Annotated in this window: 1 pseudogene; it reads left to right on the forward strand. The window is 63.1% G+C overall.

The window, feature by feature from the left end:
- Positions 1-20 precede the first annotated feature (20 nt).
- A pseudogene (locus tag ACDA63_RS20085) lies at positions 21-1,868 on the forward strand (hypothetical protein); the annotation flags it as partial.

The raw sequence follows: 1,868 nt of genomic DNA on the forward strand, positions 1-1,868 counted from the left end.
GCACGGGCGCCGAACGCCGCATCACCAACGTCGCCGCCGGTCTGGCAGGCTCCGACGCGGTCAACGTGAGCCAACTGCAGTCCCTCGCAAACAAGGTCGATAGTGCCGTCCCCTTGCATTACCTCAGCGTCCCTGGCGGCGGCAATACGTCAGCAGATAGCAATTACCTTAACGACGGTGCCCAATCAGTGGGTGCGATCGCCATCGGCATTTCTGCAGTTGCTGCTCCTCCGCCTGCAGGGTTGAGCAGTTCAAACACTGTGGCGATTGGCACCTCCGCAGGAGCAGCGGCATTTGGCGGAACATCCTCCTTGTCGACCCTGATTGGTCCAATGGCGGGCTACAACGCAGAACAGGTCAATATGACTGCCATCGGCGCCGTCGCCGGTAAAGAAATGCATGGCGCTAACAATGTTGCCGTGGGTTATGCATCAGGCATCGGTGCAATCGGCAACAATAATATTATGATCGGTGGCGGCTCTTCGATATCTAGGATAGCCGCTGGGGCTGACTCTGTTGGAAGCTATAACGTTTTCATGGGCTTTGATGCCGGCGCCCAGGTAAATGGAGGCGGAAACATAGCGATTGGGGCCTACGCAGGCGCCAGCATTACTGCAAAAAATACGGTTGCATTAGGCGTTCGCGCGTCCGGAACAACTGATGATTCTGTCGCCTTGGGAAGCGGCAGCATCGCACAGGCCGCCAACCTTGCTGCCGCAGGTTACAACCCCGGCACAGGCACTCTCGTCGCTCCGACCGGTGCGGGCGGTGAAGTCTCAATCGGCAGCACGGGCGCGGAACGCCGCATCACCAACGTCGCCGCCGGTCTGGCAGGTTCCGACGCGGTCAACGTCAGCCAACTGCAATCGCTCGCCGCCACGGTCAGTGCGGACGCCATTCACTACGTCAGCATCAAGGACAACGGCAGCACGGTCAGCAACTACAACAACGACGGCGCGACGGCTGGGAATGCCATCGCCATTGGGCCGAACGCACTTGCGACGGGTCTTGATGCCGTCGCCATGGGCCTTGGCAGCAATGCCGGTGCCGACGATACGATTGCCATCGGGCAGGGCGCTTCGGTGACGAGCATCCAGTCATTGGCCATGGGCATTGACGCGCTGGCCAGCGGAGCCAATGCGGTGGCGATTGGCAGCAACGCGACGGCTACGAGCATGTCGTCCACGGCCGTGGGGGACGCGGCAAAAGCGGTTGGCGAAGGTGCCACCGCACTGGGTCGCGCCGCTGTCGCGGACAACGGTGGCACGGCGGCGGGGTATGGTGCCCAGGCGGATATATATGCGACCGCGCTCGGGCAGGCGTCGAAGGCTGGAATGTCGGCCGCCGCTGTTGGCGACAACGCCTCTGCGACGGGGCTTGGCAGTGTCGCCATGGGCTATGGCGCGAAGGCGACCCAAAGCTATGGTGTTGCTGTGGGCGCGTACACCCGGTCGACGGCGGATGGCGCCGTAGCACTGGGCGGCAACTACGGCAGCATGGGGTCGTCTGCCACCGTGGTCAATTCGGTGGCCTTGGGCGCCGGTTCGGTCGCCAACGTCGATTACGGCGTTGCGGGTTACGACCCGGCCACCAAGGCGGCTTCCACCAACACCAGCGCGACGTGGACGAGCACGCTGGCCGCTGTGAGCGTGGGCGACGTCGCCAACAACCGCACCCGCCAGATCAATGGTGTGGCGGCGGGTAGCGCCGACACCGATGCGGTGAACGTGGCGCAGTTGAAGAACGCGGTATCCGGTTCGGCTACGCATTACTACAGCGTCAAGAGCACCAACACGGCGGCGGGCAGCAACTACAACAACGACGGCGCCACGGGCACCAACGCACTGGCCGCTGGCGTAGGGGCTTCG

Source organism: Uliginosibacterium sp. sgz301328, assembly GCF_041807905.1.
Taxonomy (GTDB): Bacteria; Pseudomonadota; Gammaproteobacteria; order Burkholderiales; family Rhodocyclaceae; genus JBGVSA01.